The sequence below is a fragment of the Escherichia sp. XD33 genome (assembly GCF_019375075.1).
GTDB lineage: Bacteria > Pseudomonadota > Gammaproteobacteria > Enterobacterales > Enterobacteriaceae > Enterobacter > Enterobacter flexneri_A.
In genome coordinates this window covers 1-24,715 of the sequence record NZ_JAENDM010000055.1, presented here as the reverse complement: position 1 = coordinate 24,715, position 24,715 = coordinate 1, and the positions used below count along the sequence as shown (strand labels likewise).

Annotated in this window: 21 protein-coding genes and 3 pseudogenes; 7 read left to right on the top strand and 17 right to left on the bottom strand. The window is 49.5% G+C overall.

The features are described 5' to 3' along the window. A pseudogene (locus K0778_RS21495) lies at positions 1-133 on the top strand (IS200/IS605 family transposase); the annotation flags it as partial. 17 nt (positions 134-150) lie between these two features. Here the strand turns inward: K0778_RS21495 and K0778_RS21490 are convergent. The 3 genes from K0778_RS21490 to tehA form a co-directional block, all read right to left on the bottom strand. Beyond that, positions 151-819 (bottom strand): DUF3313 domain-containing protein, encoded by a 669-nt coding sequence (locus K0778_RS21490; RefSeq protein WP_001261013.1) that lies wholly within the window; start codon positions 817-819, stop codon positions 151-153. Positions 820-1,120: 301 nt separating this feature from the next. After that, a complete protein-coding gene (tehB, locus tag K0778_RS21485) occupies positions 1,121-1,714 on the bottom strand; it encodes a tellurite resistance methyltransferase TehB (RefSeq protein WP_000586732.1) in 594 nt (197 codons plus the stop codon). Further along, positions 1,711-2,703, bottom strand: a complete 993-nt coding sequence (gene tehA / locus K0778_RS21480; protein WP_001296725.1) for a dicarboxylate transporter/tellurite-resistance protein TehA — start codon at positions 2,701-2,703, stop codon at positions 1,711-1,713. Before tehA ends, tehB begins: the two co-directional genes overlap by 4 nt. Before the next feature lie 123 nt (positions 2,704-2,826). Between tehA and ydcK the strand changes: the two genes are divergently transcribed. After that, the gene (ydcK, locus tag K0778_RS21475) at positions 2,827-3,807 is read left to right on the top strand and encodes a YdcK family protein (RefSeq protein WP_001234063.1); all 981 of its coding nucleotides are present in this window, start codon (positions 2,827-2,829) and stop codon (positions 3,805-3,807) included. On the opposite strand, the gene rimL is transcribed toward ydcK, so the two are convergent. From rimL to K0778_RS21455, 4 genes are all read right to left on the bottom strand, one after another. After that, entirely contained in the window at positions 3,799-4,338 is a 540-nt protein-coding gene (gene rimL / locus K0778_RS21470) for a 50S ribosomal protein L7/L12-serine acetyltransferase (protein WP_001491065.1), read from the bottom strand. The genes ydcK and rimL overlap by 9 nt on opposite strands. Before the next feature lie 62 nt (positions 4,339-4,400). Beyond that, positions 4,401-4,625, bottom strand: a complete 225-nt coding sequence (locus tag K0778_RS21465) for a YdcH family protein (protein ID WP_001296778.1) — start codon at positions 4,623-4,625, stop codon at positions 4,401-4,403. 139 nt (positions 4,626-4,764) lie between these two features. After that, the gene (opgD, locus tag K0778_RS21460) at positions 4,765-6,420 is read right to left on the bottom strand and encodes a glucan biosynthesis protein OpgD (RefSeq protein WP_000375956.1); all 1,656 of its coding nucleotides are present in this window, start codon (positions 6,418-6,420) and stop codon (positions 4,765-4,767) included. Positions 6,421-6,644: 224 nt separating this feature from the next. Continuing rightward, positions 6,645-7,988 (bottom strand): VOC family protein, encoded by a 1,344-nt coding sequence (locus K0778_RS21455; protein WP_000013789.1) that lies wholly within the window; start codon positions 7,986-7,988, stop codon positions 6,645-6,647. Between the two features lie 216 nt (positions 7,989-8,204). On the opposite strand from K0778_RS21455, the gene K0778_RS21450 reads away from it, so the two are divergent. Continuing rightward, a complete protein-coding gene (locus tag K0778_RS21450) occupies positions 8,205-9,128 on the top strand; it encodes a LysR substrate-binding domain-containing protein (RefSeq protein ID WP_000414567.1) in 924 nt (307 codons plus the stop codon). 37 nt (positions 9,129-9,165) lie between these two features. On the opposite strand, the gene trg is transcribed toward K0778_RS21450, so the two are convergent. After that, positions 9,166-10,806, bottom strand: coding sequence for a methyl-accepting chemotaxis protein Trg (trg, locus tag K0778_RS21445; RefSeq protein ID WP_063084473.1), 1,641 nt, complete (start codon positions 10,804-10,806; stop codon positions 9,166-9,168). A gap of 398 nt (positions 10,807-11,204) precedes the next feature. On the opposite strand from trg, the gene hokB reads away from it, so the two are divergent. Continuing rightward, on the top strand, positions 11,205-11,354 hold the full coding sequence (gene hokB, locus K0778_RS21440) for a type I toxin-antitoxin system toxin HokB (protein WP_001320773.1): 150 nt from the start codon (positions 11,205-11,207) through the stop codon (positions 11,352-11,354). Here hokB and yncP read toward each other — a convergent pair. The 3 genes from yncP to cybB form a co-directional block, all read right to left on the bottom strand. Beyond that, on the bottom strand, positions 11,332-11,400 hold the full coding sequence (gene yncP, locus K0778_RS21435) for a hypothetical protein (protein WP_212591405.1): 69 nt from the start codon (positions 11,398-11,400) through the stop codon (positions 11,332-11,334). The genes hokB and yncP overlap by 23 nt on opposite strands. A 25-nt stretch (positions 11,401-11,425) precedes the next feature. Beyond that, positions 11,426-11,599: a periplasmic protein gene (locus tag K0778_RS21430; RefSeq protein WP_000731833.1), complete on the bottom strand. Its 174-nt coding sequence runs from the start codon at positions 11,597-11,599 to the stop codon at positions 11,426-11,428. Between the two features lie 244 nt (positions 11,600-11,843). Beyond that, complete coding sequence (gene cybB / locus K0778_RS21425; protein WP_000428998.1) at positions 11,844-12,374, bottom strand: cytochrome b561; 531 nt, start codon at positions 12,372-12,374, stop codon at positions 11,844-11,846. Between the two features lie 188 nt (positions 12,375-12,562). Here cybB and gap point away from each other — a divergent pair. Further along, positions 12,563-13,563, top strand: a pseudogene (gap, locus tag K0778_RS21420) (type I glyceraldehyde-3-phosphate dehydrogenase). A gap of 41 nt (positions 13,564-13,604) precedes the next feature. Here gap and aldA read toward each other — a convergent pair. The 3 genes from aldA to hrpA all read right to left on the bottom strand — a co-directional run bounded on the left by aldA (position 13,605) and on the right by hrpA (position 20,215). Then, positions 13,605-15,044 carry an aldehyde dehydrogenase gene (aldA, locus tag K0778_RS21415; RefSeq protein ID WP_000115943.1) on the bottom strand — a complete coding sequence of 480 codons (1,440 nt, stop codon included), beginning with the start codon at positions 15,042-15,044 and terminating at the stop codon, positions 13,605-13,607. 196 nt (positions 15,045-15,240) lie between these two features. Continuing rightward, complete coding sequence (ydcF, locus tag K0778_RS21410) at positions 15,241-16,041, bottom strand: DUF218 domain-containing protein YdcF (RefSeq protein WP_063084472.1); 801 nt, start codon at positions 16,039-16,041, stop codon at positions 15,241-15,243. A gap of 271 nt (positions 16,042-16,312) precedes the next feature. Beyond that, a complete protein-coding gene (gene hrpA / locus K0778_RS21405) occupies positions 16,313-20,215 on the bottom strand; it encodes an ATP-dependent RNA helicase HrpA (RefSeq protein WP_000139543.1) in 3,903 nt (1,300 codons plus the stop codon). A 200-nt stretch (positions 20,216-20,415) separates the two neighbouring features. On the opposite strand from hrpA, the gene azoR reads away from it, so the two are divergent. After that, complete coding sequence (azoR, locus tag K0778_RS21400) at positions 20,416-21,021, top strand: FMN-dependent NADH-azoreductase (protein ID WP_000048950.1); 606 nt, start codon at positions 20,416-20,418, stop codon at positions 21,019-21,021. 53 nt (positions 21,022-21,074) lie between these two features. Here azoR and K0778_RS21395 read toward each other — a convergent pair whose 3' ends face one another. The 3 genes and pseudogenes from K0778_RS21395 to K0778_RS21385 all read right to left on the bottom strand — a co-directional run. After that, the gene (locus tag K0778_RS21395) at positions 21,075-22,391 is read right to left on the bottom strand and encodes a phosphatase PAP2/dual specificity phosphatase family protein (protein WP_000627368.1); all 1,317 of its coding nucleotides are present in this window, start codon (positions 22,389-22,391) and stop codon (positions 21,075-21,077) included. Then, a complete protein-coding gene (locus K0778_RS21390) occupies positions 22,381-24,138 on the bottom strand; it encodes a bifunctional alpha/beta hydrolase/class I SAM-dependent methyltransferase (RefSeq protein WP_063084471.1) in 1,758 nt (585 codons plus the stop codon). The genes K0778_RS21395 and K0778_RS21390 overlap by 11 nt, the downstream gene beginning before the upstream one ends. A gap of 15 nt (positions 24,139-24,153) precedes the next feature. Further along, positions 24,154-24,453 (bottom strand): annotated as a pseudogene (locus K0778_RS21385) (phosphatidate cytidylyltransferase); the annotation flags it as partial. A gap of 56 nt (positions 24,454-24,509) precedes the next feature. Here K0778_RS21385 and K0778_RS21380 point away from each other — a divergent pair. Further along, positions 24,510-24,715: IS1 family transposase (locus K0778_RS21380; protein ID WP_000179203.1), on the top strand; the 206-nt coding region annotated here is incomplete at its 3' end.

The following is a 24,715-nucleotide window of genomic DNA, read 5'->3' as shown; positions in this document are numbered from 1 at the left end:
AGGTGCGCCAATATCCGTCATCCGCCAATACATTGAACAACAGCAAACACCTGGTCAGGTGGAAAACCACGCCTTATATCCCTGCCCTGAAGGACGGGGTTTTACGGCGCACCGGATAAAAAGCGCCATCTAACGATGGCGCGTCTGGAACTACTTTTTGTTAACGTCAAACATGGTGGCATCGGTCGCCATGTCATCAATAACTTGTTTAATATTTTCGAAAGCCATTGGCGTACTTTCGTTATTCAGGTCTTTACCTTCGCCCTGACGAACGACTTTGATAACCGGTTTATTAGTCGCTGCATCAATCAGCTCACCTTCAAAATAGAGGCGAGTATCCATGGTACGGTGGCCTGTAGCCATTTGCGTCCCCGCAACCACTAATGCAACAGGAACCACTTCATAGAATTGCAGCCCTTCTTTGCTGGTATCTACACCGGTAATGGCCCCACGGAAAATCAGACTACGCGGCCCAGCGGTGGTAACCAGTGGTTTACGCTGCGCTATCGCTTCTTTCATTTCGGTGTTGGTATAGTTCAAAATTTTATCCAGAACTTTCTGCCCTACCTGGGTCGACGGTTTCGGTACCGGATAATAAGTGATTGGGTTCCAGACGATGCTGTCATATTTGCTTTGATCAAAACTCGGGTCTACCCAACGTAAAACAGGTTTACCTGTAGCCGAGGTTGTTTCTTTTAAATCAGAGTAATTGTTTAAAAAACCAGAATATTTATCTGGCTGGGTGATTTTAGAGGCACAACCAGACAGAGCCAATAAGCCGCATAAAGCTGCAACTTTCGCAAATGATGTGGTACGCATGAATAGTTTCCTGAGATGATTATATTACTTTCTAAGTTATAGCAAAAAGCGCCGCTTCGTGTTGTGGCAAAAAAAGTGTTGGTGAAAATAAATTTTTCAGCCCCTTTTCAGACGACATAGTCAATGCCGAAAAAGGGGCTAAGTCAATCATCAGTACTTAAATTTCAGTAAGTTAAGCTGCTAAAAACTTCGACTACTGTGATTAATTTCACATCCCTTCGATAAAAAATATGCTTACCGAAAAGAAGAACAGTAAATCATCTCAGCGTGGGGAATTTTCACGCGTTTTGTGCTTACCGGGTCATTTTTTACGTGCCAGCATCGTGGCGAAACGCAGTTTAATACGATTACCGTTGGCGTCGGTGCGGTGCAGCTCGCCGACGTCTTCATTGTATTTCACCCTCTCCCAGCCTTCGTAATATCGACGTAATTCTCCCTCTTTGAAGGCAAACGGGAAGCCGACGGTACATGGATAATCAGCGGTATCCATCGCCGCCACAATCAGGTTGTAACCACCAGGTTTAGTGCAACGTTGCATATTGGCAATCAACCCGGGGATGGTTTTAGCCTCAAGGAACATCAGCACCACAGTCGAAAGAATAAAATCGTACTGTCTATCAAATGTGAGGTTATTCAGATCAACGACTCGGGTGTGTAAATTATCCAGATTTTCAATGGATTTAATGCGCTCGACGTTGGCGATACTCATGGCATTTTTATCCCATGCGTCAACATCATAACCATTGGCTGCCAGGTAAAGACTGTTACGACCATTGCCACAGCCCAGATCCAGCGTTTTACCCGGTTTAACCACTTTCACCGCTTCCAGTACTTCAGAGTGTGTGCGGGTTAATTCATATTTATCAGTAAAATAGTTTTCGTCACGAATGATCATTCTTTGTCCTCTGCTTTCATTAAAACGGCGCGCTCGGTTCTGACTAACAATTTTCCCTGCATCAGAAGCGCAAAAGTACGGATGAGCAGTATTGCAATAATAAAATTGGTAAAGATAAACAGCGGCACCGCCAGCGTATGGAAAAATCCATTATCGCTGCCACTCCCCAGATGCAAACCGGTGGTTGCCAGTGCAGATACGCCGAACGAGAAACTCCAGAATGAAGCATTAAATGGCTGGGAGAGATACCATGGCATCAGACGTAGCATAAACAGCAGTTGCAGCAGTCCATAACCGAAAAGCATTTTCGCCAGCGTGTCACCCTCGCCGCCGTTGACGCTCAGCCAGGCACTACAAGCCACCAGCGCAGGAGCGAGCTGAATGCCGAGTGATGTCCGCAGTGCCGTGGGTAATTCTCCCGAACTGCGCAGACGCTGCAAGATCACCGGTTCAAGGCTTAGCCATGAGAAAACGCCTGCGCCTAAAAACACCAGACCGGCGTCGGTGTAGCCCAACGCACCACAGGCCATTGCGCTGATAAAGTTGTTGGCAACTGTCGGCAGATACAGTCCAGGCGTGGTAGCTTCTTCAGGGTGAGATCCACGCCATAATCCCGCAGTTTGCCAGGCGGCATAAGCCAACTGAACCACGACACCAAAACTGAACAGGCACACCGCCAGTGGGCGAAACCACGGAACAAAACCAATCGCCACCAGCATCGTCGTTGCCGGAAACAAACTCACAAAACTGCTCAGCACTGGATGGCGCACTTCCGCCAGCACGCTATGCGGAAAGCGTATGAGTCGGGTAATAAATGCGCTAGTTAATAATCCCCAGATGATCATCGCCAGAATCACCAGCCCATCCCCTAACCAGTGGCTGACCTGCCAAACCTGGCTGGCATAGCGCCAGGCAAATCCCATCCCTATCGTCCCCAACACAATACCAAAGTAGCCTGCCGGCAAATTGAGCACTTTATCGCTCTGCATCTTCTTACTCATTTTGTTTAATTTATAAAGTATATTTGAAATACATTTTATGGAATTTTCTCGAGCATAGCCAGAGCCGCAGAATTTGCTACGGTTATAGTAAGTCACCTGTGGGAAAACGCTATGCGCAAATATCGTCTAAGTGAAGAACAGCGAGCCTTTAGTTATCAGGAAGATGGCACTAAAAAAAATGTGTTATTACGGCAGATTATCGCCATTAGCGATTTTAACGATGTGATAGCAGGAACCGCTGGCGGCTGGATCGATCGCGAAACGGTGTTAGCACAGGAAGGAAATTGCTGGATTTACGACCAGAATGCTATTGCGTTCGGCGGAACGGTGATTTCCGGTAATACGCGTATCACCGGCACCAGCGTGCTGTGGGGAGAGGTTTACGCAACGGATAACGTCTGGATCGATAATAGTGAAATCAGCCAGAGTGCACATATAAGTGACAGTGTCACCATTCGTGGCTCATTAGTTTGCGGTCAATGTAGAATATTTGGTCACGCCTTAATTGATCAACATTCTATGATCGTCGCCGCACAAGGCTTAACGCCCGACCATCAACTCCTGCTACAAATTTATGATCGCGCAAGGGTTAGCGCCTCGCGTATTGTCCACCAGGCACAAATTTATGGCGATGCCGTCGTCCGGTATGCTTTTATTGAACATCGCGCCGAAGTTTTTGATTTTGCCAGTGTTGAAGGTAATGAAGAGAACAACGTATGGCTATGCGATTGCGCTAAAGTCTACGGTCACGCGCAGGTGAAAGCTGGCATAGAAGAAGATGCCATTCCGACGATTCATTACAGTTCGCAGGTGGCGGAATATGCCATTGTGGAAGGTAATTGTGTGTTAAAACATCATGTCTTGGTTGGCGGAAATGCCGTGGTACGTGGTGGACCGATTCTGCTCGACGAGCACGTTGTCATACAAGGTGAGAGCCGTATTACAGGTGCGGTGATAATTGAAAACCATGTGGAGTTAACCGACCACGCCGTCGTTGAAGCCTTTGATGGCGACACGGTTCATGTCCGTGGTCCAAAAGTCATTAACGGCGAGGAGCGCATTACGCGAACGCCGCTGGCAGGGTTATTGTGAATCGATAATACGCGCGTATAAGTTCACATCATCATAGGCATCATTCAGGAACTCAGCCTGTTTAAGGCAACCTTCAAGGATAAAACCATTGCGCAAAGCGACCTGATTGCTTTGCGGATTGTCCACCCGACATTTGATCACAAAGCGTCTAAGTTCACCAGACTGGGCGTAATGATGAATCAGTGCCTGCAGCGCCTGAGAAATGATCCCCTGTCCCTGATGAGATTCGTCCAGCCAGTAGCCGATTTCAGCGGTTTTATTCAGTGGTTCAATTCGATTAAACGAGATAACGCCGATAAGTTCATCTTCTTTGAAAATCATGAACATTTTGGCATAGCCGCGTTGATGCAACATCACATTACCCTGCACCGTTTTTCGCGTGTCCTCTTCACTCTGAACAAACTGCGGCCAGTTTAGCGACTGCTGTAACCAGGTTTTATTTTTACAGATTAACTGATAAAGAGGAGTGACGTGATTTTCTGCAACAGCATGTAATTCAAGTGATTCACTTACTTTTATCGTTTCGGTCATCTTATCTCCAGTCAATCCATGCAGTTGTTAAAAAAGCCGCCTGGCTGGCGGCTTAGGAAAGTTTACACCTCTTTGACGCTCTCCTGCTGCAGGATTTTGAGCATCTCATCTTTTAACTGTAGCTTTTGTTTTTTCATGCGGACCACTTCCGCATTGTACCCTCGACCGTCGGAACCTTCCTTTCTGGCAATTTCATGATCAAGTTTATTGTGTTTATCGAACAAGGACATAAAGCGAGGATTTTCGTTTTTCAGACGGGATATTAAATCTCGGTATTCTGGAAACATACGCACTCCCTGTTAGTGGCTGACAAGGTGTATCTGAAATACACACCATCAGATTACTCATTTAACTTAGGGAAAAATGCGAGCGGGATCGTGTTTAACCAGACGGCACCTCCCGTAGAAGGTGCCGAAGAAAAAACGATTAACTCATCACACGGTCGTCAACATACTGACGTTTATCCGGCGCTGGCGGGAAATACTGATACAGCCATGTTTCACTGATAGCGTCCCCCTGACAACGCAGATACATCCGCATATCGACCGGATCAGTGGAGTCCGAAGTCGGATACCAGTCAAACTGAATACGATAACCATCAATGGGTTCAATATAGAGAATTTCGATTTGCTTCGCTTCCCCACTGGAAAGCGTAATCACCGGCTCAATGCCTTTTGGCGCGGCAGCTTTCAGATCACCACCAACGAAATCGACGGCAAAACGACGCGCCCATTTTTCGGGATAATGTTCACCTGGTGCCCAGCCTTCCGGGAAACCGCCCATGCCGGTACGCGTCGCCATAACGCGCGCTAATGGGCAATGAACAGGCGGTTGCGCACTCCAGTACAGACGATACTGGAATGCAAACTCATCACCCGCTTTTACAGCTTTTTCTGGCTGCCAGAAGCAGACAATGTTATCCAGCGTTTCGCCCGTTGTTGGGATTTCCATCAGGCCGATGGTGCCCTTACCCCACTTGTTACGCGGCTCCACCCACAGACTTGGGCGTTTGTTATACCAGCCCATAATGTCCTGATAATGGGAGAAATCACGATCCAGTTGCAATAAACCAAACCCTTTCGGGTTGTTGTCGGTGTAAGCATTGAACTGCAATTTTTGTGGATTATTCAGCGGACGGCAAATCCACTCGCCGTTGCCCCGCCACATGGACAGACGATCAGAGTCATGAATTTGCGGATGAATTGTATCGCACATCCGACGTTCATTAGTACCGCAGCTGAACATGCTGGTCATCGGCGCAATGCCCAGCTGTTTAATGTCTTTGCGCGCATACAGGTGATTTTCCACATCCATAATCACCTGACTTTTCTCACAATGGATAGTGAACTTATAGGCACCAGTAATGCTGGCGCTATCGAGCAACGCATAAACGGTAAAGGTAGTTGCCCCCGGTTTTACCGTATCAAACCAGAAGGCGGTAAAGTCGGGGAACTCTTCTTTACTGTCGGTGTAAGTGTCGATCGCCAGGCCGCGGGCCGACAAACCGTATTGATATGTATCATCAACGGCGCGGAAATAACTCGCGCCGAGAAATGATACTACATCACGGCGCGCCAGTTCGGGGGCTTTAAACACGCGAAAACCAGCAAAGCCGAGATCGCTTTGCCCTTCTAATTGTTTGGTATCAACACCTGCATCGTTGTATTTGAACAACTCCGGGCGAAAGTGAATTTCACGCGCCAGATGTGTTGCTGGATCTACAGAAAACATACGAACGCGGCGACGGAATCCCATTCCCATATGGAAGAACTGAGCGTCCAGTTGACGGTTCTCAACGTTATGCCAGAGCGATTTTTCGGCGTCGTATTGAATACTGTTATAAGCCTGCGGCGTCATTGTCGCCAGCGTGTCAGGTAACGGACGAGGCGCACCACGCCACGCTGTTTGCGCTAAGTCGTGCGCCATTGACTGTAGAATGGAGAAGTCAAAACGCTGGGTTTGCCCGTCGGCAATATCAGAATCTGCCGCGAATGCCGCCTGAGAAAAAAGAGAAGCAATGCCGCTGGTACCGCACACGGCGGCCATAGCCATTGAACCTTTAATAAATCGTCTACGATCCATACCTGAAAGTGAGTCCTTCTGGTGTTGTGAATGGTCCCGCGCTGGTCGTTTTCAGCGGCAAGAAAGTGCTTATTTATGACCGCTCACTCTAGACAATATTTATTAATAATCCAATTGTTGAACTGAGAGAATATGCATAAATCGGCATTTTTTTTATGTCGATGGGATGAGCCTGATTCGTTTGTAAAATCAGGCAAATTTTTGCAAAGGCGGATGGTCAGATTTTAAAGCAAACCACAGCGACGTTTACTGCGTTCTTCCGCTTCCTGGTAAAGCTGGAACTCATCCAAAACCGGACAACCCAACGCCTGCTCAAATGCTTCGCGACTGGCATTACCGTGACTGCGTGTCTGCGTTTCATTACCCAGATTTGACTGGAAGATCCCCGCCGCGCTAACGGGCAAGAAATCTTCATAGGTGATGGGTTGCGCCACTACCCAACCACGTTCAATTAAGGGCTGTGGATCGTCTCCAGGATGAATCGCCTGACGATGCGCCTCACCCGAAGGCGTCAGACGGTACCGGAACCATGCCAACCCTTGCTGACGCATTAAAAACTCACTGTCAGGAAAAGTGCGGAAGGTTTCCTGTAAATGCATTTGGTGAGTGAGATTATCCTGCCCGGTTCCAGCGTTACGCAGAAGATCATCATACAGTTGTCGCCCTTTCGGCGTTAATGCCACGCCACGCTGCTCAATTTCACCAAAGCGCGCGGTATGCGTGCCCTGTTTCTGCCCCGCAAACAACACCGTCTCTTCCAGTGCTTTAAAGCTGGTCTGGCGTAGTAAAATCGGTACCTCGCGGCGCGGCGGCCCCTCGATGAGAATTTTGGGTTCAATTCCGCATTCAGGCATCATCGACTGCACCCGGTCAATATCCAGCGTACGTGGCGTCAGGTGGTTGATATGGCATCCAGGAAAACAGACCACATCAGCAATCAACCGATGTTCGTTGTGCAATGCGCGATAGGTTTCTTCATCTACCGTTGCTGACTGGTGCCAGCGAAACGTTTCCAGGGCTTCCTGCACAAACTCCTGTGCCTGTGTTTCGTTAAAACCGCCCTGCTGCTCATATTCCTCTAACAGTTGTCGACAACGTGGGGTGAAGATATCGCGCTGACGCAGAATCTCCGCCGCTTTCTGGCGCAAAATTTCGTTCTCGATAAGCTCAAGGCGGAGTAAGGAGGTAAAAACGCGGAAGGGATTACGCGCCAGAGAAGCATCATCAATGGGCCGAAATGCTGTCGAATGTACCGGCACCCCTGCCTGCGAGAGATCGTAATAGCTCACCGGGTACATCCCCATAATGGCAAACATCCGCCGAAGAGTAGCAAGCTCTTGTGCAGTCCCAACGCGAATCGCCCCATGACGTTCAACATTCAGTCGCGCCAGCTCGTCTGCATTTACCATTTTTTCGTGCAGTTGAGGATTGTTTTCCAGCACAGCCAGATTCACATCAGCTACCAGTTCCAGCAGCGTGCCATATTGCGGAACTTCTTGCTGGTACATGGCTGACATTGCCTGCGAAAACTGTTCCCGAATCTCATCCGCCGTGATGCTGTTCGCCATAGTGTCTGCCTCCAGTGGTCAGTAATCTGGAGTGTAGGTAACCGCATTCACTCTTGCGGGAAGAATTTACAAACTGTGATCTCGCCGCGAAAACATCAATATTATCCATTTTGCTGTAACATAATTGCTTTAATTGTTAATAATATTTTGCAATCAAGTTATCATAATCAAACAACTTCACTTGTCAGCGACACCGCTTCGTTTTTAACATCGCTTATGGAAAAAAATAGTCTGTTTAGTCAGCGCATCCGTTTGCGCCACCTTCATACATTCGTAGCTGTCGCACAACAAGGAACTTTGGGGCGCGCGGCTGAAACCCTTAATTTGAGTCAACCTGCGCTCTCTAAGACATTGAATGAACTGGAGCAGCTGACTGGCGCTCGCTTGTTTGAGCGTGGTCGTCAGGGGGCGCAACTTACCTTACCCGGCGAACAATTTTTAACGCATGCAGTCAGAGTTCTTGACGCCATCAACACTGCCGGACGGTCGCTTCATCGTAAAGAAGGTCTTAATAATGATGTCGTCAGGGTTGGTGCACTACCTACTGCGGCACTGGGGATATTACCTTCGGTTATAGGTCAGTTTCATCAGCAACAAAAAGAGACGACCTTGCAAGTTGCGACAATGAGTAACCCTATGATTCTGGCGGGTTTAAAAACCGGGGAAATCGATATCGGCATTGGTCGGATGTCAGATCCTGAACTGATGACCGGGCTTAATTACGAACTGCTGTTTCTTGAATCGTTGAAGCTGGTTGTCCGCCCTAATCACCCGCTACTTCAGGAGAACGTAACGCTAAGCCGGGTGCTGGAATGGCCGGTCGTTGTATCACCAGAAGGCACTGCGCCACGCCAGCATTCAGATGCATTAGTGCAGAGCCAGGGCTGTAAAATTCCTTCGGGTTGTATCGAAACGCTGTCTGCTTCGCTATCTCGTCAACTTACGGTTGAATACGATTACGTGTGGTTTGTCCCTTCTGGCGCTGTAAAAGACGACCTGCGTCATGCCACGCTGGTGGCCCTGCCTGTTCCGGGACATGGTGCAGGCGAACCGATTGGAATACTGACCCGCGTAGATGCGACGTTCTCTTCTGGTTGCCAGTTGATGATTAACGCTATTCGAAAATCAATGCCGTTCTGAAAGGTGAAGGGATCTGTCGATCCCTCCTTGAACATTTTCACACCGTAGCGAAACTAACTGGTTCACCCGCTCCGCGAGGTTCTGCCGACACAGAATGTTTGTGCAGACGGAATACATCCACCGCCTCAGTTAATCGTGCCGTCTGTTCTTCAAGGGACACCGCCGCCGCTGAGGCCTCTTCTACCAGAGAAGCATTCTGTTGCGTCACCTTATCCATTTCAGAAATCGCCTGGCTAACCTGCGTTATGCCTCTGCTTTGTTCATCCGAGGCGGCGGCGATTTCCTGCATGATATGTGTGACACTCGCGACGGCATCAACAATAGTGCTCATGGTTTTCCCGGCCGTTGCCACCTCATCCGACCCCAGGTCAATTAACCTGACTGATTCACTGATCAAGCCTTCAATCTCTTTCGCCGCCTGAGCGCTGCGACTTGCGAGTGTCCGTACTTCGCTGGCGACAACGGCAAATCCACGCCCTTGCTCACCCGCTCGCGCGGCTTCAACGGCAGCATTCAGTGCCAGAATATTCGTCTGGAAAGCAATACTGTTGATGACGGCGGTGATCTCAGGAATTTTCTTCGAACTCGTGGAGATAGCGCCCATCGTTTTTACTACACCGGAAACCGTCTGCCCGCCATCGCTGGCTTTAATAGAAGCCTCTTGCGCCAGTTTGCTGGCATGATGCGCGTTATCCGCATTCTGTTTCACCGTCGCAGTGAGTTGCTCCATGCTGGCGGCAGTTTGTTCGATAGCCGCCGCTTGTTCTTCGGTGCGAGATGACAGGTCCGCATTGCCAGCTGAAATTTCGCTGGTGCCATGATAAATCTCTTCCGCGCCCTGTCGAACAGTCCCTACTGTCATCCCCAGTGAATGCTGCATTTGCTGTAAATGACGACTTAAGCGACCGATTTCATTACGACCCGCCGGTTCATCATTCATCGTCAGATCGCCACTGGCGATTTTTTCAATCCGTTGTGCGGCATGTTGCAGTGGACGAATGACGATCCGACGTAGCACCATAAATGTTATCAGCGTCATGACCAGGGCAAGCACAAACGCGCCAATCATGAACATCCCACCCAGGCGGGTGCGCTGATGGGCCAGTTCCGCCAGTTGGTTGGCTCTGGTGCTACGTATCTTAACGGCTTTGTTCAAAATATCGGTATAAGCATTATCCAGCGGTCGGATCTGCTCACTTTCATGATTGATAATCGCTTCAAACATGCCATTTTTGGCATATTTCAACATAGGTTGCATACCCGTGATATAAGCCTGAAAGCGTTGATTTAATTCAGTGTCGAGGGCTTCATCAGCAGGTGTTTTCACCGGTCGATTCTGATAAGCACGATAACCTTGCTGCGACTGTTTAATCTCCGATTCGGCTTGCGCAATATTTCGCTTCATTGCTTCCATTTCCGCAATACGACTCGCAGCCCCGGCCTGAATCATATTGATCCGGGCTGAACGCAAAAAATCTGAACTGTTCGCTAACCCGGTCCGAATCTCAATCTCCGCAGTAACATCACGCTGATCGCGATCGGCCTGCCAGAGGAAATAGCCAGCCAGAGCAGAACTTAATGCGAATAGAACTAAGATACCGCCAAGAATGCAGGCAAATAACGGAACCAGCCTGATGTGATGCAAAAAACCTAATCGATGTGAGGGAGTTGTATTCATTACCGTTGTCTCTCGTCCAGGTTTACTCCTGATAGAAAGTCATCGGCACTTGACGGTAATTACTTATGACCAAAAACCTCTTTGCGTCACATTTTTACAACAATTATTGCAGAGAAAATTAATGCTATTGGAATGAAGAGAGTAACGAATGGCTAAACTGGCTAACCCGAATGACGAAAAATTCTGGAAAACAGCACGCAATTTCGTGAAGTGATTATTTTCGTCCCTAAGGAAACCTCATAGGATGCCTGCGGGTGCCTGAGACTTTCTGTTTTCAGGCTAACCGGGAATCAGAAAGACGAAGGCCCCGACCGATATTTCTATCAACCGAGGCCAACGAATGAACCTAGCAATTCAGATCTTAGCCTCTTACCCGCCATCCGGCAAGGAGAAAGGCTATGAAGCACAACCCTCTGGTGGTGTGTCTGCTCATTATCTGCATTACGATTCTGACATTCACACTCCTGACCCGACAAACGCTCTACGAACTGCGGTTCCGGGACGGTGATAAGGAGGTTGCTGCGCTCATGGCCTGCACGTCCAGGTAAGGGCAAGCGCGGGGATTTTCCCCGCGCATCTGACTAGCAGATTCATTTTCTCATGGCACCCCTTTTACACTTCAGTTAGTGCATGTTTTTTTCGAGGCACTAATAGAACCATCATTACAGACAAATTTGCCGCCTGCCGTACAGTGTGAGATCCCCCCTTTCGAACCAGAACAGGGTTTGCGCCCGGCATCGGCATAAAAGGAAACAAGCGTTCCCATAAACAAAATAAGTGCCAGTTTTTTCATATAACCTCCATGGTTTATCGAATCTTATGTTCGATTTGAACGTTATACGCTGGTTTATTTTGATACCGTTGATGAGATCAAAGATCGGGTGAATTGATTAAAAATAACCCAGATGGACGTATGGGCAAGGATTATGGTTTTATTTGTCATACAAATAAATATAATAGGCGCTTCCGATGTAGACCCGTATTCTTCGCCTGTACCACGGGTCGGTTTTAGTACAGGCGTTTTCTTTAAATATCCTTCAAGAACGTTTACGCGGCATCATGCGTAGAAGTGTGTTGTCCTTCCAGAAATAGTGGTGTGCCAGTGCAGCCGCAGCGTGCAACCCGATGACAAAATATCCCAGATTCGCCAGCGTCTCATGCCACGACTTTAAGCTATCAACCCGTTCGAAATTGGCCTCTGAAGCGTAAGGCATCGTCAAACCAAACGCAAACCACGGGTTGCCCCGGTTATACATCATCACCAAACCAATCACTGGCAGCGCAATAAACAGGAGATAAATCACCAAATGTCCCAAATGCGCCAGTCCCGTCATCATCGGTTTTGGCTTAGGTATAATCGGCGGGGTTGGGTATTTCAGCCTTAACAAAAGACGAACGACCATCAGCACGAGAATTGAGATGCCACAGGAAACATGAATCATGTTGATGAGTGGCCGATCGCTACGTGGGAAGAAACCACGAAACTCCATTGCGCAATACGCTGCGATAACCAGTAAAAAGACCAGCCAGTGAATGCTGATTTGTAACCTTGAATATTTATTTTCCATAACATTTCCTGCTTTAACATAATTTTCCGTTAACATAACGGGCTTTTCTCAAAATTTCATTAAATATTGTTCACCCGTTTTCAGTACGTTACGTTTCACTGTGAGAATGGAGATTGCCCATCCCGCCATCCTGGTCTAAGCCTGGAAAGGATCAATTTTCATCCGAACGTTCCTGACAGGAGAAAACCATGAGTAAAGTTGGTATTAACGGTTTTGGTCGTATCGGTCGACTGGTGTTGGGTCGATTACTTGAAGTCAAAAGCAACATAGACGTTGTCGCTATTAATGATCTCACTTCCCCATAAATTCTCGCCTACCTGCTGAAACATGATTCAAACTACGGACCATTCCCCTGGAGCGTTGATTTTACGGAAGATTCACTTATCGTTGATGGGAAAAGTATCGCGGTTTACGCCGAAAAAGAGGCTAAAAATATTCCGTGGAAAGCGAAAGGTGCAGAAATCATTGTCGAATGTACTGGCTTTTATACCTCCGCCGAGAAATCGCAGGCGCATCTTGATGCTGGTGCGAAGAAGGTGTTGATTTCCGCCCCTGCCGGTGAAATGAAAACTATCGTTTATAACGTCAATGACGACACTCTGGATGGCAACGACACCATTGTTTCCGTGGCGTCATGCACCACTAACTGTCTTGCGCCGATGGCCAAAGCCTTGCATGACAGTTTCGGGATAGAAGTCGGCACGATGACGACCATTCATGCCTATACTGGCACCCAGTCACTGGTGGATGGCCCGCGTGGTAAAGATTTACGTGCTTCACGCGCAGCGGCAGAAAATATCATTCCCCACACTACGGGGGCGGCAAAAGCCATTGGTCTGGTGATCCCGGAACTGAGCGGCAAACTGAAAGGTCATGCGCAACGCGTGCCGGTGAAAACAGGTTCGGTCACTGAACTGGTATCGATTCTCGGAAAAAAGTGACTGCCGAAGAGGTGAATAACGCACTTAAACAAGCAACCACCAATAACGAGTCATTTGGTTATACCGATGAAGAAATAGTCTCTTCCGATATCATTGGCAGCCATTTCGGTTCGGTGTTTGATGCCACGCAAACGGAAATTACCGCCGTGGGCGATTTACAACTGGTGAAAACGGTCGCCTGGTACGATAACGAATATGGCTTCGTCACACAGCTTATTCGCACCCTCGAAAAATTCGCTAAACTCTGACGCGCACAGGCGGAGGAAAAAACCTCCGCCTCTTTCACTCATTAAGACTGTAAATAAACCACCTGGGTCTGCAGATATTCATGCAAGCCATGTTTACCATCTGCGCCGCCAATACCGGATTTACGCCATCCGGCGTGGAAGCCTTGCATAGCTTCGAAGTTTTCACGGTTGATGTAAGTTTCACCAAACTTCAGCCCTTTAATGGCTTTCATCGCGACGTTCAGATTTTGGGTATAGATTGATGAGGTCAGGCCGTAATCACTGTCATTAGCCATTGAGATAGCATCTTCCAGCGTGTCAAATGCGACAACTGGCAGCACCGGGCCAAAGGTTTCCTCATGCATAATCGACATTTCCTGGCGAACATCCAGCAGCAATGTCGGCGGATAATAATATCCTTTCCCCTCTACCGCTTTGCCACCGAACGCCACTCTCGCCCCTTCTTCTACTGCGCGCGCCACTTTTTGCTCGACCCTTTCCAGCGCCGCGGCGTTAATCAACGGCCCCATCGCAATGTCGTTGCGTTCAGCGGGGTTACCAAATTGAACCGCCTGCATCGCTTCACCCAGCCGATTGACGAACTGATCATAAATGCCTTTCTGTACATAAACACGTTCTGCACAGTTACACACTTGCCCACTATTAATGACGCGTGAATCAACGATGGCTTTGACTGCCAGTTCAAGATCGGCATCGTCCATTACGATAGCTGGTGCTTTACCCCCCAATTCCAGACACACTTTGGTGATGTTTTTCGCCGCAGTCGCCATGATCTTCTCACCTGCAGAGACGCTGCCTGTCATACTGACCATTGCGACCTTTGGGTTACCCGCCAGTTCTTGCCCAACGGTTTCACCACGCCCCAGTACAAGGTTAAACACGCCGCGCGGAAGGCCTATTTCATCGACGATTTTGGCGAATGCAATCGCATTGTTTGGCGTAAATTCACTAGGTTTAATGACGATGGTATTACCGGTCAAAAGAGCGGGAGCCATTTTGCGGGCAATGAGGAAGAACGGGAAGTTCCACGGCAGAATGCCGGTAGTCACACCAAGCGCACGTTTAAACAAAAGAATATTTTCTCCTGGACGATCGCTTTGAATAATCTCGCCCTCGTAACGCCGTGCCCACTCCGCCATGTAATCGATATAGTCGGCAGTAAAAGCCACTTCGACTTCAGCCAGCTGCTGGATCTTGCCCCCTTCTTCAACAATCAGCGCACTGATTTCACTGGCGCGTTCGCGGATCCCGGCGGAGATTTTGCGCAACCAACTGGCGCGTTCAATAGCAGGCAACGCTTCCCATTCTGGTTGTGCACGTTCTGCTGCATCGATTGCCTTACGGGCATCCTCGGCCTGACCATCGGGTATGCGGGAAATGACAGCCTCTGTAGCAGGGTTTACCACATCAATCCATGCGTCTCCACGCCAGGTAACAAACTGTCCATCGATATACATAGGATGTTGAACGGGTACTGACATGGGCGACTCCTGTGATTTATATGTTTGTTTTCGGTGAATACATTGTTAATTAACATCAATCATCAGAGAGACGGCATCGTGAAAGGACAATTCTGTGAAGGGCTTCATAAAAACAAGTGTAAAAGGAATAAAAGGCAGAAATAAAAGTCAGGAGTCATGCCCGTTTGCAAACAAGTGGTTCACAAACGGGCAATTTTTAACGTAACGAGCGACTTTCCATCGCCTCGATGAGCACCGCATCATGTTTCAGCGTTTGCCATGCATGGATGACTTCTGCCGGAAAATCAACGTAAACGATAAAATCTCGCCCGCGGGGACCGTAGCCATCGCTATCATCGCGTAAACGCGGCAGCTCGCCAGTGAGTAGTGAGAGATAACGCTCAACTGGCCATAATCCTTGTAACTGATTAATAAAGATTACACTGTCTGCGTTATTTCCTAACTGAGGAACGAATCCGGGATAACTTAACCAGCGTGGTGCATCGGGATTGTCCCCAGTCATACGGCGGAACGTCGCCATCGTGCGCCGCTGCATGGTGGGGTCCTGAACAACGATAGCCGTATGAACTCGTTCTACGGCCTGATTCAATAGCGCGATGCTAAAGCGTGCGTTTTCACCGCAGTTTGTTGACTGGTCTTCAATCCAGATTTTTTCATGCGGAATGTGCCAGAACTGATGAGCGATATCCGCCAGGATGGTCGCTTCTGCTCTGCCAGTGGTGCGGATAGTGTTGTAGTGCGGATGCTGTGCGATGGCGCTATACAAAAAAGTTGTCGAGTGACCGATACCACCACTAATCAGTAAAGGAATTTGCTGATCGCGGGCAATCTTACATGCCGCATCGATAGTCGGCATAACCGCATTGCCTGCAAGGATCACGCAATCGGCCTGATACGGCACCTCACCGGAGAAATCATCCTGCGCCAGCCACTGTCCGATAACATTTATGGCATCTATAGTTGCCGGCGAAAGCGTCGGAAACGGGGTAATGTTCATGGTTCCTCCTTATCGTTCCCTTAAGAATACTGCGTGAGATAATAGTGAGAAGCGGAGCACTCTGAAAGGAGGAAATCGTATGTCCTTAACCGCCACTCCGCAAGCCTGACATATCTTTTAAGGAAATGCTGTAGATAAACATTATTCATCTTGCAGCAGAGAATTGTATTTTTCTGAATTCCTGAATTTTTACCCTTACCGTTTTAGAATTAATAAAAAACCCGGCGCTAAATGCTTACCGGGTTTTTTCTTTATCAGGCAAATAGCAGGGTTAACCGCTAATCTGCTCCATCGCCTGCAAAATACGCTTATCTGAAATCGGATAAGGCGTACCAAGTTGTTGAGCGAAGTAACTAACGCGCAACTCTTCTATCATCCAACGGATCTCTTTCACGTCTTCATCCTCACGACGTGCGGGCGGCAGTTTGTTGATCCATTGCTGCCACGCCTGCTGGACGTTTTCGACTTTCAGCATCTGCGCACGGTCGCGATGTGGATCAACCGCCAGTTTTTCCAGCCGTTTTTCAATCGCCTGCAAATATCGCAGCGTGTCGCCCAGCCGTTTGAAGCCGTTACCAGTGACAAAACCGCGATATACCAACCCGCCCATCTGCGCTTTAATGTCAGAAAGCCCCAGCGCCATGGTCATATCCACCCGCCCTTTCAGACGTTTGTTGATATTGAACACTGCCGTAAGGATTTGCTCGACCTGCTTCGCAATATCCACCACCGTGTCGTTCAGTTCGGCACGCACTTTTTCATGCAGCGCAGCAAAGCCTTCTTCCGTCCAGACCGGGCCACCATTGGCGTCGATCAATTTATCCACACCGCAGGAGATACAGTCGTCGATCAGCTCCAGCACTTTGCCATACGGGTTAAAGTACAGTCCCAGCTTGGCTTTGTTCGGTAACTTTTCATGTAAATATTTGATTGGCGATGGAATATTCAGCAGCAGTAGACGGCGAAGACCGTTCCACATTGCCTGCTTTTGCTCCAGCGGGTTATCAAACAGTTTGATCGCCACACTGTCGCGCTCATCCACCAGCGCCGGCCACGCCTTCACTTTGTAGTTGCCACGCTTCTGTTCGTAGCTTTCCGGCAGCTGACCAAAACTCCAGATATGTAAGCCGCTCTGCTCGATACCGTCATCCGCCACCGCAGATAGCGTTTCCTGCACTTTGCCTTTCAGCGCATCTTTCAGATCTTGTAGCGAGCGCCCTTCTTTTAGCTTCTTGTTTTTGTCATCCACCACGCGGAAGGTAATTTTCAGGTGATCGGGCACCTGATCCCAGTGCCAGTCTTCGCGGTCAACGGTAACGCCGGTCATCCGCCGTAACTCGCGCTCAAGGCTGTCGAGCAACGGTAACTCCAGCGGTTTGACGCGGCCTAAAAACGCTTCGGCATAGTTTGGCGCGGGTACAAAATTACGGCGTACCGGTTTCGGCAACGATTTAATCAGAGCAATCACCAGTTCGCGGCGCAGACCGGGGATCTGCCATTCAAACCCGCTTTCCTCAACCTGGTTAAGTAACGGCAGCGGAATATGTACGGTCACACCGTCAGCATCCGCGCCGGGCTCAAACTGATAGCTCAAACGCAGCTTGAGATTGCCCTGATGCCAGAAGTTCGGGTAATCCAGCTTGCTGATTTTTTCTGCGCCCTCTTTGATCAACATGCTTTTTTCAAAGTTGAGCAAATCAGGCGTTTCGCGGCTGACTTTTTTCCACCAGCTGTCGAAGTGGCGAGCGGAGATTACATCGTGGCTGATGCGCTGGTCGTAGAACTCAAACAACGTTTCGTCATCAACCAGAATATCGCGGCGACGTGATTTGTGTTCCAGCTCTTCCACTTCGGCCCGCAGTTTCAGGTTTTCACGGAAGAATGCGTGACGCGTCTGCCAGTCACCTTCCACCAGCGCATGGCGAATAAAGAGTTCACGACATAACGCCGGATCGATCTGGCTGTAGTTGACCTTGCGCGCGGCAACAATCGGCAAACCATAAACAGTGACTTTTTCCGTTGCCATCACCGCGCCCTGCGCCCGTTCCCAGTGCGGTTCGCTGTAGGTACGTTTAATCAAATGCTGAGCGACAGGCTCCACCCATTCCGGGTCGATACGCGCAGCAATGCGCCCCCACAGGCGGCTGGTTTCTACCAGTTCCGCCACCATTACCCATTTCGGCGGTTTTTTGAATAAACCAGAACCGGGGAAGATGGAGAAACGCGCGTTACGTGCGCCGGTATATTCTTGTTTATCGGCATCTTTCATGCCGATATGGGAAAGTAAACCCGTCAGCAACGCAATGTGAATTTCGCGATACTCCGCCGGTTCGCTGTTAACCGGAATGCCAAGTTCTTTCACCACCTGACGCAACTGGGTGTAGATATCCTGCCATTCGCGCACGCGCAGATAGTTGAGGTAATCGGTACGACACAGGCGACGGAAGGCGTTGGAAGAAAGCGCCTTTTGCTGCTCGCCAAGATAATTCCACAGATTTACAAACGCGAGGAAGTCGGATTCTTTGTCGTGGAAGCGACGATGTTTTTCGTCCGATGCCTGCTGTTTGTCCATCGGACGTTCGCGCGGATCCTGAATGGAGAGCGCGGACGTGATAATCATCGCCTCACGCACGCAGCCATGTTTTTGCGCTTCCAGCACCATACGCGCCAGACGTGGGTCGACAGGCAACTGCGAGAGCTGGCGACCGAGCGGCGTCAGTTTATAGGCGCTGGCCTGTTCATCCGTGGTGATCGCGCCCAGCTCTTCGAGCAGACGCACGCCATCCTGGATATTGCGTTTATCCGGTGCTTCGACAAACGGGAACGCAGCGATATCGCCCAGCCCCAGCGCGGTCATCTGCAAAATAACCGAGGCCAGGTTGGTACGCAGAATCTCCGGATCGGTAAACTCCGGGCGCGAGAGGAAATCGTCTTCGGAATAGAGACGAATACAGATCCCTTCGGACACACGACCACAGCGGCCTTTACGCTGATTGGCAGACGCCTGGGAAATCGGCTCAATCGGCAAACGCTGCACTTTGGTGCGATAGCTGTAGCGGCTGATACGCGCTGTACCGGGGTCGATAACGTATTTAATCCCCGGTACGGTCAGCGACGTTTCCGCGACGTTGGTCGCCAGCACAATGCGCCGTCCGCTGTGCGACTGGAATACCCTATTTTGTTCGCTGTTCGAAAGCCGCGCATAAAGCGGCAAGATTTCGGTATGGCGTAAGTTCAGCTTGTTCAGCGCATCGGCGGTATCGCGGATTTCCCGCTCGCCGCTCATAAAGATCAGAATGTCGCCATGGCTTTCCTGACTCAGTTCGTCTACGGCGTCAAAAATCGCCTGCAACTGATCGCGCTCGGTGTCATCGGCTTCTTCAACAATCGGGCGATAGCGCACTTCCACCGGATAGGTCCGACCGGAGACTTCAATAATCGGCGCATTATTAAAGTGGCGCGAAAAGCGTTCCGGGTCGATAGTCGCGGAAGTGATAATGATTTTTAGGTCAGGACGCCGCGGCAGCAACTCTTTCAAATAGCCGAGCAAAAAATCGATATTCAGGCTGCGTTCGTGCGCTTCGTCAATAATGATAGTGTCGTACTGCATCAGCAGGCGGTCTTGCTGGATCTCCGCCAGCAGGATACCGTCGGTCATCAGCTTGACCATCGTGTTATCACTTACGTGATCGCTGAAACGCACTTTGTAACCGATGCAACCGCCCGGCTCCGTTTTCAGCTCTTCCGCAATACGGTTCGCCACTGTTCTTGCCGCCAGACGACGCGGCTGGGTATGGCCGATCAGTCCTTTAATCCCGCGCCCCAGCTCCATACAGATTTTCGGTAACTGAGTCGTTTTACCAGAACCCGTTTCCCCGGCGACGATCACCACCTGGTGATCACGAATCGCTTCGAGAATGTCCTGTTTTTTCTGACTAACCGGTAAATTGTCAGGATAAGTAATTTCCGGTCGTGCCGCTTCACGCAGCAGGACTTTCCCTGCCGCCTGGTCAATCTCTTTCGCCATCTCCTGGAAAATGGCCTGTTGTGCATCAGGATTTTTAACCTTCTTCACGCCGTGCAGACGGCGAGAAAAACGCAGTCTGTCACGCAGCATCAGCGAATCCAGCCGCTGCTGCAAGGCCGTAAAGGTCAATTTTTGTTGTTCTGTCATAACGTTAGTGGGCAGTAGTCTGCCTGATTAATTTTCTTTTAAATGATAGATATAGAGTACCACATCGCGGCTTTCTATGCGTTGTTCAATAAATTCGAACATAGGCTTCGATTTATTGCGCTATCTCTGTGGCAGGATTGTGAATAAAGTGTCAACAAGCAACGGGGCATCGCCCATTCAAACATCTATAAGGAAACACCATGAGCAAGGTATTAGTTCTTAAATCCAGCATCCTGGCAGGGTACTCTCAGTCTAATCAGTTGTCCGATTATTTTGTTGAACAATGGCGCGAAAAGCACTCCGCTGATGAAATCACCGTTCGCGACCTGGCTGCAAATCCGATTCCGGTACTGGATGGCGAACTGGTTGGCGCTCTGCGTCCGAGCGATGCGCCGCTGACTCCGCGTCAGCAGGAAGCTCTGGCACTTTCCGATGAGTTGATTGCCGAGCTGAAAGCCCACGACGTTATCGTTATTGCGGCACCGATGTATAACTTCAACATCTCGACTCAGTTGAAAAACTATTTTGACCTGGTTGCCCGCGCAGGCGTTACTTTCCGCTATACCGAGAACGGTCCGGAAGGTCTGGTAACGGGTAAAAAAGCCATCGTTATTACCAGCCGCGGCGGGATCCACAAAGATGGACCAACGGACCTGGTGACGCCGTATCTGTCCACGTTCCTCGGCTTTATCGGCATTACCGATGTGAAATTTGTCTTCGCCGAAGGGATCGCATACGGTCCGGAAATGGCAGCGAAAGCACAGTCTGACGCAAAAGCAGCCATCGACAGCATTGTTTCTGCATAACCGGACACGGTCTTGATGTGGACTGTAGATATTCAGTCCACATCTCAATCCACTTACCTGTTTTCCCATAATCTCAGCATCGCTTTGTGCTCGTCTGTCAGCACAATCTGCGGGCGTCTGGCTCGAATATAGCTAATCGCTTCATTAACGGTTTTACAGTGTCCGTAACATAACAACCATGCCGCCACCACCAGCGCACTGCGCGATAATCCCAATGCACAATGGACCAGAACGCTGCCTTGCTCTTCGCGTAATGTTTCCAGCATCGCCACGGCCTGTCGGAGCTCCCCCTCTTCCGGAACCACCAGATCCAGCATCGGTACACAAAAATAGAGTCGATCTTTTGTGGCTCGTCCGCGAGGGAATTCAAAGGTGACGTCCAGAACCGCATTCTGTGCCGGAATATGTCGTGGAAACGCCCCTAAATAAACACCAGCAGTCATTTTGCTCACCGGCTCCAGGCGACGACAAAACCAACGCATAGACAGCCACATCCCGATGCGGCAGGGCAATGTCAGCCAGTAAACGGCGGGCGGTAGTTTCCCCTGACTATCTTTCCCTGTTGTTATCGCGCCAAGCCCACCGTACCCACGGCCAATTATGAGTAGCGATAATACTGGCCAACATAACCAGACTGACCACCATAACTGAATCATCATCATTAGCTCCATCAATACAATGCACGAGCCCGCGCCTACGACATAGGGCAGTGCTATTTTGATTCGACGTTGATCAGGTTTCTGATAATTCCAACGACGGTCGACGGGCACCATCCAGTCAATCAACATACCTACCGCCAGCCCTGTGATGACATCAATAAAATGATGCTGCCAGGTCGTCAGCGTCGAAATGGCGATGAGTAAAAACCATCCGCCGCAGACTTTACGCCACCTCTCAGCCAGATGCTGACGAAAGTGACGCCAAAGTAGCCAGCAGAGAATAATATGCAGCGAAGGAGACTGGTTATAAGGCAGATCAAACAGTTCAAGTTGCGAAAATAGCCATCCCGTCACCCCACTCACTTCAGGACGGATAAAACTAAACTTCAGCGGATAGAGCAAAAAACCGCAGCAGGCCATTACCGTTGCCAGAATAAGCCGGTGGACAAGTCGGCGCTGTTCGAATGTCGTGCTACAAACGAACAGCGAAAATCCATATAAAAGATCCAGACTCCAGTAAGGAACAATAGTCCAGGGAAGAAAAGGGATCGCCGTTTCCCAACCGAATACCTGACTGGGGATATCATGGCTGTTAAGGTCCTGAACCGCGGTGAACTGATTAAGAGATCCATAGGTGAAGAAGAAAAACGGGGCCAGCAACAATAACCAGCCAGCGCCTTGTAGCAATACGTTCCGACGTTCAGTTATCACGACGCACCGCCATCGAAACCGTAAAAATACCCCACTCATCAATCCGTTGTGTGCATTTATCAAATCCGGCATCACGCACGAGTGAATCCATCTCCCCTTGCGAACGCACGCGCATTACCCACGGTTTACCATCTTTATGACTGGTTAACACCCCGGCAATCATCTCCAGTTGAGGGTGCCACGGCTGCCCGGTGTAGATGAGAATGCCGCCCGGTTCGATGGCATTGGCAAGACCTGCGAGTGAGTTTTTTACCTGCTCATTTTCGGGAAAAAGCTCATACAGGCCAGAGACAATCGCCAGCGTAGGCCGCGGAGTTAACGCGCTGAGTTCCTCCGGGTTAAACGCATCGCCCTGTTCAAAACGCACCCGCCCAGACATTCCCCGTTGAGCAATCATCTCTTGCCCCTGTGCAACATTTAACTCGCTGTAATCACGTAACAAAATATCGCTTACGGCAGGCTCGTTTGCCAGCGCATCCAGTACATAGCGCCCATGCCCTGCGGCAATGTCAACCACGCGGACGGCTAAACCTTTGGCGTGGAGATCGGCAACGGCTTGTTTAATCAGTATTTGTAAATGGGTTTTGCGCTGGCGAATACCGCGCCAGCCAACACTGTTCAGGTAGATTTTGTCGACTAAACGCCCGAATGCGTTACTACCTTGCGGTTGATTTTGATAGACATAATCCAGCGAACTGCCTGAATCAAAGCCGGTGCTCATTCCGAGATGCAGGCCCGCAGAGTGCGCCCCGAACAATTTCATCGCCTTACGCATAAAGCGATACGCCAAATCAACCGGCGATAATGGCACGGGTCCACCAGAAAGGAGCCGCCATCGATCCGCTGATGGTCCTGTGCAGTCTTCATGCTGATAATCAAATTTTTGCGATTTGTTAGCATATAAACGACTAATAAAGCTTTGCATTTTTTCAAATGCCAGCGCCCTGTTCTCTTCACCCAACGTGTCGTGATAAAAGCCTGGCAGCAGATGCAGCTCTTTCAGAGGGCTACGTAATCTCTGATAAAAATCAATCTGCGGTTGGCGATGCACCACATAGTCATCGCCTGATATCAGAAGTTGCGTGGGGAGCGTAATCGCCGCCGCATCTCTAATAATACGTTCAGACGTTTTGTAGAGATCGAGCAAGATATTAACGGCAATCGCCCGTGTGATCAGCGGATCATTATTGAAACTCGCCCCCCGTTGCCGATCGTGGGTCAAATAGCGTCCTTTCACATAGGAATTAATAAAAAACAGACCACGCAGACGATGCCATAACGCCAGCGCAGGACGTGCCAGCGGCACATACAATTTAACCTTAAAGGCCGGAGAAGCCAGCACCAGCCCGCGAATTGCAGGTGCATAATCATGAATCCATGTGGCAACCAGCACTGCGCCGACGCTTTGCGCGATCACTACCACCTCTTCCAGTCCAACCTGGCTGTCGCTGGCAGCAAAACGGACAAATTCATCGACATCCCGCACTGAACGCGCAAGAGATGGGCTATAACCACGCGGCCCCGAACTTTTTCCATGCCCTCGGGCATCCCAGGCATAAAAAGCAGTATCTGGCATCGCCAGTTCATCAACGAGATGTTGTAGACGACCAGAATGTTCATGCCCGCGATGAAATAAGACGATGACCTTTTTCGCCCCGGGCTGTAAAGCGGGCCAGTGCCGATAAAACAACGCTGTATTATCACTGGTGGTAAAAAAATGTTCCCCAGGGATGCGTGAATTTTCCATTTTCTCTATTTTCCTTCAGTAACAGCAGTAGCGTATAAAATAAAAAAATACCGGAGCGGTGAAAATTAATGAGTCAATCCTGTCAAGGAGTCCGCCATGTCCTGGCAATAGTTTTCCGCTATCTTTAACACCAATATCTCGTTTGATGGCTGACATCACGACATCGCCGCAAAAACCACTAATACCAATTAACAAACCCGCTAATAATGCCTGTAATGTATTTAGCGGTGTCAGTAACGGTCCGATAATCAGTGACGCAATCATGATGGTGATGACGCCGCCCATCAGACCTTCCAATGTTTTTCCCGGGCTGACTAGTGATGCTGCCAACTTACTGATTTAGTGTATGATGGTGTTTTTGAGGTGCTCCAGTGGCTTCTGTTTCTATCAGCTGTCCCTCCTGTTCAGCTACTGACGGGGTGGTGCGTAACGGCAAAAGCACTGCCGGACATCAGCGCTATCTCTGCTCTCACTGCCGTAAAACATGGCAACTGCAGTTCACTTACACCGCTTCTCAACCCGGTACGCACCAGAAAATCATTGATATGGCCATGAATGGCGTTGGATGCCGGGCAAC

What these genes read in the sequence shown, in the direction of transcription:
- cybB (WP_000428998.1), bottom strand. Translation starts at nt 12,374, where the DNA reads ATGGAAAATAAATATTCAAGGTTACAAATCAGCATTCACTGGCTGGTC.
- aldA (WP_000115943.1), bottom strand. Translation starts at nt 15,044, where the DNA reads ATGTCAGTACCCGTTCAACATCCTATGTATATCGATGGACAGTTTGTT.
- K0778_RS21490 (WP_001261013.1), bottom strand. Translation starts at nt 819, where the DNA reads ATGCGTACCACATCATTTGCGAAAGTTGCAGCTTTATGCGGCTTATTG.
- opgD (WP_000375956.1), bottom strand. Translation starts at nt 6,420, where the DNA reads ATGGATCGTAGACGATTTATTAAAGGTTCAATGGCTATGGCCGCCGTG.
- K0778_RS21390 (WP_063084471.1), bottom strand. Translation starts at nt 24,138, where the DNA reads ATGGAAAATTCACGCATCCCTGGGGAACATTTTTTTACCACCAGTGAT.
- K0778_RS21430 (WP_000731833.1), bottom strand. Translation starts at nt 11,599, where the DNA reads ATGAAAAAACTGGCACTTATTTTGTTTATGGGAACGCTTGTTTCCTTT.
- rimL (WP_001491065.1), bottom strand. Translation starts at nt 4,338, where the DNA reads ATGACCGAAACGATAAAAGTAAGTGAATCACTTGAATTACATGCTGTT.
- ydcK (WP_001234063.1), top strand. Translation starts at nt 2,827, where the DNA reads ATGCGCAAATATCGTCTAAGTGAAGAACAGCGAGCCTTTAGTTATCAG.
- azoR (WP_000048950.1), top strand. Translation starts at nt 20,416, where the DNA reads ATGAGCAAGGTATTAGTTCTTAAATCCAGCATCCTGGCAGGGTACTCT.
- hokB (WP_001320773.1), top strand. Translation starts at nt 11,205, where the DNA reads ATGAAGCACAACCCTCTGGTGGTGTGTCTGCTCATTATCTGCATTACG.
- K0778_RS21455 (WP_000013789.1), bottom strand. Translation starts at nt 7,988, where the DNA reads ATGGCGAACAGCATCACGGCGGATGAGATTCGGGAACAGTTTTCGCAG.
- tehB (WP_000586732.1), bottom strand. Translation starts at nt 1,714, where the DNA reads ATGATCATTCGTGACGAAAACTATTTTACTGATAAATATGAATTAACC.
- tehA (WP_001296725.1), bottom strand. Translation starts at nt 2,703, where the DNA reads ATGCAGAGCGATAAAGTGCTCAATTTGCCGGCAGGCTACTTTGGTATT.
- trg (WP_063084473.1), bottom strand. Translation starts at nt 10,806, where the DNA reads ATGAATACAACTCCCTCACATCGATTAGGTTTTTTGCATCACATCAGG.
- K0778_RS21465 (WP_001296778.1), bottom strand. Translation starts at nt 4,625, where the DNA reads ATGTTTCCAGAATACCGAGATTTAATATCCCGTCTGAAAAACGAAAAT.
- ydcF (WP_063084472.1), bottom strand. Translation starts at nt 16,041, where the DNA reads ATGAACATTACCCCGTTTCCGACGCTTTCGCCGGCAACTATAGATGCC.
- hrpA (WP_000139543.1), bottom strand. Translation starts at nt 20,215, where the DNA reads ATGACAGAACAACAAAAATTGACCTTTACGGCCTTGCAGCAGCGGCTG.
- K0778_RS21450 (WP_000414567.1), top strand. Translation starts at nt 8,205, where the DNA reads ATGGAAAAAAATAGTCTGTTTAGTCAGCGCATCCGTTTGCGCCACCTT.